The sequence below is a fragment of the Bacillus sp. IT-79MI2 genome (genome assembly GCF_949768135.1).
GTDB lineage: Bacteria > Bacillota > Bacilli > Bacillales > Bacillaceae_G > Bacillus_A > Bacillus_A pseudomycoides.
Genome location: NZ_CATKPV010000096.1, coordinates 1 through 7,085 on the forward strand (window position 1 = coordinate 1; position 7,085 = coordinate 7,085).

At 33.9% G+C, this 7,085-nt stretch carries 4 protein-coding genes and 4 pseudogenes; 2 read left to right on the forward strand and 6 right to left on the reverse strand.

The window, feature by feature from the left end:
• The 4 genes and pseudogenes from ACM6HU_RS24080 to ACM6HU_RS24095 form a co-directional block, all read right to left on the reverse strand.
• Nucleotides 1-141 (reverse strand): annotated as a pseudogene (locus ACM6HU_RS24080) (IS6 family transposase); the annotation flags it as partial.
• Between the two features lie 46 nt (nucleotides 142-187).
• A pseudogene (locus ACM6HU_RS24085) lies at nucleotides 188-376 on the reverse strand (hypothetical protein); the annotation flags it as partial.
• A 148-nt stretch (nucleotides 377-524) separates the two neighbouring features.
• Entirely contained in the window at nucleotides 525-1,751 is a 1,227-nt protein-coding gene (locus ACM6HU_RS24090) for an MFS transporter (RefSeq protein ID WP_016113454.1), read from the reverse strand.
• Nucleotides 1,752-1,754: 3 nt separating this feature from the next.
• A complete protein-coding gene (locus tag ACM6HU_RS24095; RefSeq protein ID WP_016113455.1) occupies nucleotides 1,755-2,876 on the reverse strand; it encodes a SagB/ThcOx family dehydrogenase in 1,122 nt (373 codons plus the stop codon).
• Between the two features lie 394 nt (nucleotides 2,877-3,270).
• Between ACM6HU_RS24095 and ACM6HU_RS24100 the strand changes: the two are divergent.
• A pseudogene (locus ACM6HU_RS24100) lies at nucleotides 3,271-3,908 on the forward strand (IS6 family transposase).
• A gap of 156 nt (nucleotides 3,909-4,064) precedes the next feature.
• Here ACM6HU_RS24100 and ACM6HU_RS24105 read toward each other — a convergent pair.
• Both ACM6HU_RS24105 and ACM6HU_RS24110 read right to left on the reverse strand, forming a co-directional pair.
• Nucleotides 4,065-4,208, reverse strand: coding sequence for a hypothetical protein (locus ACM6HU_RS24105; protein WP_242227441.1), 144 nt, complete (start codon nucleotides 4,206-4,208; stop codon nucleotides 4,065-4,067).
• A 19-nt stretch (nucleotides 4,209-4,227) separates the two neighbouring features.
• Nucleotides 4,228-6,690: a LamG-like jellyroll fold domain-containing protein gene (locus ACM6HU_RS24110; RefSeq protein WP_414848481.1), complete on the reverse strand. Its 2,463-nt coding sequence runs from the start codon at nucleotides 6,688-6,690 to the stop codon at nucleotides 4,228-4,230.
• Nucleotides 6,691-6,944: 254 nt separating this feature from the next.
• On the opposite strand from ACM6HU_RS24110, the pseudogene ACM6HU_RS24115 reads away from it, so the two are divergent.
• Nucleotides 6,945-7,085: pseudogene (locus ACM6HU_RS24115) on the forward strand (IS6 family transposase); the annotation flags it as partial.

Sequence of the window (7,085 nt, forward strand, 5' to 3'; positions counted from 1 at the left end):
ATGAGCAATGGATAAGCCCCGTTCCTCCATCATTTCGACTAAATCACGAAAACTGAGGTTGTACCGTAGGTACCATTTTACCGTTAATAAGATAACATCAGGCTGATAATGTTTCCACTTGAATACATGTTCCTTTGCCATACCGATCACACCTTTTCTAGAGTAATAGGATCAGTATGTCCAAGTATTAGAGATTACTTACACGTATATTAAAGTTTTTGCACCAGAACCATAATTCCTGTAATTCGTTATACACCCAAAAGGCGGAGCCTATTTGAAGACTTCGCCTTTGTTTGTATAGGGCATGAATGGTTTCAATGCCTTTTATTGTACGAGAAGCATGCCGGAGAGTTTGAAATCCCGATGACCTAGCAAAACGACAATAGTAGCCGACGGCTACTAAAATAATAGCTTGTTTGAATTGTTTTCCTTTAAAATATCACATTTGTTGCGCTCCCGTTCATCTTTTTCCAAAATGTACTTGAGTTTCGAAAACTTTGCAACAAAATCCCCTTAGTGATACTTTATATTTTTTCATTTATTCCTTGATTTGGTATTATTAATTTCTTTATTTGAAATCGATAAATTATAAATGAGCATATCACTATAACGATTGTTAGCGTTCCTAATGCCATTACTAACAATTGATATCCAATGTAATCTAGTAAAAAGCCAATAAGCACTAAAAATAATTGCAATACTGTTCGATCTAACATAGTTTTCAACGAAAAAAATCTTCCATGGAGCTCAGAAGGTATCGTTTGTTGAGAAAAAGTATATAAAAGAGGATTGAAAATTCCATAAGCTAATCCAAATAAACCAAATGCAAAAATAGATAAACTAATAATCGAAAATGACAGTAACCATTGAGAAATCCCCATAAAAAAACAAATCAACAAAAGAATTTTTACTGGTTGTAAGCTATATCTTACAAGTTTCTTAACAAAAAAACCAGCTATTAAAATACTAGTCCCTTCTACAAAATAAAGAATACCCATAATAGAGGAATTACTTTGATGACTAATTTCTATTACAAATAAATTAAAACCAGAAATGAAAATTAAAGGGATAATTGATAAGATAAGAACCATTTTTAGTAAATAATTTTTATGAAATAACGGAATAATTTCTCTAAAATGAAAAGTCGATTTTGCTGTTCCTCTCTGAAAATCGTCTTCTTTTACAACTAATAATTGATTTAATATATATAGAAGAACATAAGCTATTAAAGCGATTAAAAACAATGTATATAATGGAGCAATAGTTAATAACACACCAGCTAAGACCGCACCAAATATTCGAGATAAAGTTACAATATTTACATTAATAGCATTAACCATTATAAGTTGGTCTGTATGTATAATCTTTGGTATAATCGATTGAATCGTTGGATTAAAAAAAGAAGCTGAACAGCCAATACCAATACTATACACAAGCATCCACCAAAGAGAATCTGTATAGATAGCCAAGAGCATACATATAACCGAAATAATTCTCATAATACCAACTAATTGTAATACCTTTGTTTTAGACGTCGAATCAATGTAGCGTCCGGCATAAGGTCCTATTAATACTCCTATAACCCCACCAATTACAAGAAAAAAAGCTTGAAAAAAAGAAGATGTCAAATGAAGTTGTAGAAACCGTAAATTACCGATAGTACCAAACCATATACCTAATTGAAATACCAGTTGACTAAATAATACAATGCTTAAATTTTTATTCCTGAATAAAATTTTATAATCATTCACACTCTAAATCTCTCCCTTAAATCGAAAGTCTCTTCCTTTATTCACAGCTTCTCGACTAATATTTCCAAGCCCAGAAATTCCACAGACGATCTCAGACTCTTTGTTAAGTTCTAATATCTCTTCCACAAGTTCATCATTTGCATGTGCTGTAAAAAAAGCCCCTAATTGTAACCAAGAAGCTACTAAATAAAAAGTTTGACTCAAATGTCCCACATCCATCATCACAATACGATATACTCGTGGACTTTTATACTTCCACATAGGTCGTTCTAAACAAGCTGTATAGAAAAATAAAACAGCTGCTCCTTTTACATACTCTTGTCCAGCTGCCATATCAATAACTGTACTTGAGATATCTTCTTGTCTTACTATATCCAGGGAATGATTTTTAACATTGTAATGATATAAACCTTTCTTTATTCCTTTTACGTTAAAAATATAAGGATATACTTCAATAGGATGCCTTGCACCACCCGAAGGACTAGTTTTAAACAAGTTTTTCCCTATTCCAATATCTCTTTTACAAGAGTGCGCTCCCCAAACAAGATAAAGTATTGTAGATAACTCTTGTACTGTTATGGGATCATCCGAAAAAGAACGAACAGTTTGTCTTTTTAAAAGTGTATTTAGAAAGTCACCACTTAAATTAAAATTCGGTAATGGTAAAGGTATTTCTTCAGAATCTACATACATCTTATACAAAGAAGGTGCTAAAGCATTTTCTTTTTTTGCTAATAATCGTTCATAATCTTGATTAACATTTAAATATTGGTCCTTATGAAGTAATCGTGTATTAAAATGGAAATATTTAGCTGAAGTACCCCATTCTTTCCAGCTAGATAACAAAAACTCTTCTTGTTCCTCTGGAGATCCTTTTTTAATTAATATATGAGCTTTTAATAAAGTTTCTATTATTTCTTCTAGTTGCTCTTGCGTGTATACTATTCTATTATCATTTAATAACCCGTTTATTGCCTCACTTACACTTACCCACTCTTTAAATATATTTAAAACAGGAAAGATCGAAGGTTCTAAGCTATATTGTTCATGTCTTATGTAATCATCTATCATAAAATGACCATCTTTCCAAAAATAAAGTATATTTTCTGCTGTTTTTAATTGCATATAAATATCTCCTAACTGAATATAACTATATTATATAAATTAAAATCAATATAAAAAAATAAACGACTGACGTTTCTTCGTCAGTCATTTATTTTTTAAGCTACTTATTTTGTTGGTGAAGTCTCTCCGTGTTCTGAATTTACACGAGTTTGATACTCACTAACACAAGGTTTTAAAATACTCATATGTACACCTCCAATATTTTCTACTATTTGTACTTTCATTATAATTATTACATAAATGGAAAAATTAATCAATTAATTATTAGAATTTTAAAAATCATTAAAATCCTACTTAACATATATATCAGAACCCATATACGGGTTTTGGTGCAAAGAATCTCTTAAACTTGGACATACTGATATTATTACTCTAGAAAAGGTGTGTGATCAGTATGCAAAAGGAAAATTTGTTTAAATGGAAGCATTATCAGCCTGAACTCATCTTATTAACAGTAAGGTGGTATCTACGGTACAATTTGAACTTCCGTAACCTGGTGGAAATGATGGAGGAACGAGGCTTATCCATAGCTCACACAACGATTATGCGATGGGTTCATCAATATGGACCTCAATTAGAAGAGAAAGTACGACATTATCTTAAAACAACAAATGATTCATGGAGAGTCGATGAAACGTACATCAAAGTAAAACGAGAAATGCCAAAGCAGCCAAGCGCTTCTTGAAAAAAGCCTTGGCTTTTTCACACGTTACCAGACCTCGTGTAATAACAGTAGATAAAAATCCAGCCTATCCAGTATCGATTCAACAGTTGAAAAACGAAAAAAAGATGCCGGAAGGCATCCAAATAAGACAAGTAAAATATTTGAACAACATCGTGGAACAGGATCATCGATTCATTAAGAGGCGAGTCCTTCCTATATTAGGATTCAAGTCTTTTTGCACAGCTACATCTATTCTTGCAGGAGTAGAAGCCATGCATATGATTAAAAAAGAACAGATTGATTTACGGGATCAGTCTGTCCAAAACCAGAAAGAATTCATCCATCGATTGTTTGGGCTTACAGCATAAAATAGAATTCCACTAGAAATATATGAGCTATATTCTCTTTTATTTTATCTTTGCACCAGAACCCATTTCATATGAATCGATTTGGTAAATATAAATTAGATTCGGATCGACTCCCGCAAAATCTACAATTTGATATTCCAGTTTCCCTGGAAGCGGTTAGTTAAAATTAAAATTCAAGGCAAACTCAACAAAATGATTGGATTTGCCTTGAATTTTTTGCGAGTGGCTCAAAAAAGAACGAATTCTTGCCGTGCCCCCCTCAAGTCCCGAATGATCCTCACGCAAAAGAGACTTGTCCATGACAAGCCTCTTCCCTGCCCTATTTGTTTATACTATTCTCAACAAGCACAGTGGCATCTTCTAATGTGCGTTGCATACTATCTGCACGTTGGTTCGTCATATTTTGATCACGTACAGCTGCTTCGGCTACTTGTATTTTTTGCTCTAATGCTTTCACTGGTTCATTCATGTATTGCCCTACCTCTGTTCCTACTTGTATCTTTGTTAAGAAATCTTTTGCTCTATTAATCTTTACTTGAAGTTTTTCTTTCGCCGTTTGTGGCTTTTCTTCTGCCACTTTAGAATGTAAAAAGGTTTGATGTGCCGTTTGTAACGATTGATACATTGTAACGATTTCTTCTTTTGTTACCATCATTCTTTCAAACGTTTCTTTTGCACCGTTATATGCTTTTTGTAATGCGGCAAACGCTTTTTGTGAATATTGACCAGGCTTCTCTCCAAATTCGTAAGTACCTGCCAATGTTTCATTTACCTTATTCATTTCTTCATATAAGTTATGGATCTCTTCTATTTTTATCCGATTATTAAACTCATTATAAGCCGCTTTCACTTCAGAAGGTGTTAGTGCCTTACTATATAGTCTTGCAAGTGTGACTTTTCCATTTAATGGAACATCGCCATTGCCAGAGCTTGTTGGATCTGCTCCAATCGCAAATGGTACGTTTGGATGATAAACTTTCCCCGTTACTCGCTGACTATTTACTTTTTTTCCATCTACATATACTGCAAGTTCACTTCCATTATATGTTCCTGTTAGATGGTATGTTTTATTAGCTTCTAGCTGTACACCAATACGTTTATAACTGCCACCAATATGTGCCCATAATTCTACATAACCAGAACCTGTTGATTCAAATCCAATTCCACCGCTTTCTGTATTTTCCATAATTGCTTGATTGCGAATTTGATTCATAGAAAACACCGCTTCCAGTGTAAAGGAATTCTTTACCTTTTCTTTTTGCTCATTTGAAAATGGAATATATCCATATGTATTATTCTGTCCACTTAATTTCATTACATGTTTCTTTAAAGGTTTCTCATACTCAATTGCTACATTTCCTTTTACACTTCCATTTGCACCAAACGATGAATAATCTTTAAAAGTACCATCTAAAAAGTTCACATCGAATACATCTGCTTTCGGTACTTTCGCATTCGGATCAATTACTTCTGTATTCGTTTCAAATTCTTCGCGCAAAGGAGCACTACTTTCATTTCCAAATGAATCTAATGCTGTTACTTCTATGTTATATTCCGTATTAATCTCTAGTCCACCTAATGTAAATGTCAGCTCTTTAGGCACCGGATCCCGGTAGAACTCGGAGAAGGCTAAAAGCTGGTTTTTCACCTTTCCTGTTGCTTTCTCTTTTGCTTGCAAACGGTATGAGTGAACGAGTAAATTATCTACAGCTTGCGGAAATGTCGCTGTCACAGATGTCTCTGTTATATTCGAAAGTTTCAGCTTTGCATCTTGTAAAAATGCTGGCTTTTCCTTATCACGACCTTCTGTATACTTAAAAGATTCTTTCTTTGCTGGAAGTTCAACTACCCACGGCTCACCTGTCCAAGAGTTCGTATGAAAATCACGGCGATGAATCGTCACTTTTTGATCGTCTACTTCTACCAATAAACCTTGGCTTAATGTTTCAGCTCCCGACGGAATATTTCCTTGTACTTTTCCGCTTTCCACTTCCATATAACTAACTGATGATGTACCAACAGACGTAAAGTCTTTTTGGTGAATTGACCTTGGATCATCAAGTGGATAATGAGAATGACCAGAAAACGTTACAGCTTGTGGATACTCTTTTAAGACTTCATTAATTTTGGCACTATCATTTGTCCCCCATTCATGACTCCCGTACACTGTTCCTTTAATTTGCTGATGTAAAAAGACAAAGATTGGCTTATTTGGATCAGCTTGCTTCGCTTTTACTAATTCCTGCTTCAACCAATTAATTTGTGTATCTGAATAATATCCATGTGTCACTCCATTTTCCGGGCTCATCACAAGAAAATGATAGCCTTTTACAGCTTTGTGATAATAGATAGATTCCATTCCTGTTTTTTTTAGAAAACGTTTCTGTGCATCATGTGCCAATAATCCGTTCCAATAATCATGGTTACCTAAAGCATACATAGCAGTTGCATTTTGATTTCCATATTGCTTATAAGTTTGGAAGAAACGATCATACTGCTGCGTCGAGCCACTGTCTGTAAAATCACCAACAACTACAAAAGCATCTTGTCTTGGAGCTACTGCGTTTAATTGCTGCAGCGCTCTTTGAAAACGAAACGTATCATCCGTTCCACTATTTTTAATGTGTACATCACTTAACACCGGAAAAACAATCTTCTTCTCTGACGATTCTTTCTCTGTTTTTTCTTCTTTTGTTTCCGCAAAACTAGTCCAAGAAAAAGATGTAAATACTAAAAAGAAAACTGCTAAAAAACCAATAAGACCTTTCACTTTACACAACATCTTTTTGATCACAAAAATCCTCCTCGCATATATTGTAAAATACAAGAATATTTTAGCAAAACGTTATTAAACTAGTATAAATTAAAGGTAAAAAATGTTAAAAAATTGTAAAACAAATTAAAAAACCGCCAAAATAAGGTGGTTTTCTTATCGACATTCTCGGTTCTGGTGCAAAAACTCTAAAACTTTTGCAAGTAATCTCCTAAACTTGGACATACTGATAGTATCACTCTAGAAAAAGGTGTGTGATCGATATGGAAAAGGAAAATTTGTTCAAATGGAAGCATTATCAGCCGGAACTCATCTTATTAACAGTAAGGTGGTACCTACGGTACAATTTGAGCTTCCGTAACCTGGTGGAAATGATGGAGGAACGAGGCTTATCCATAGCTCAC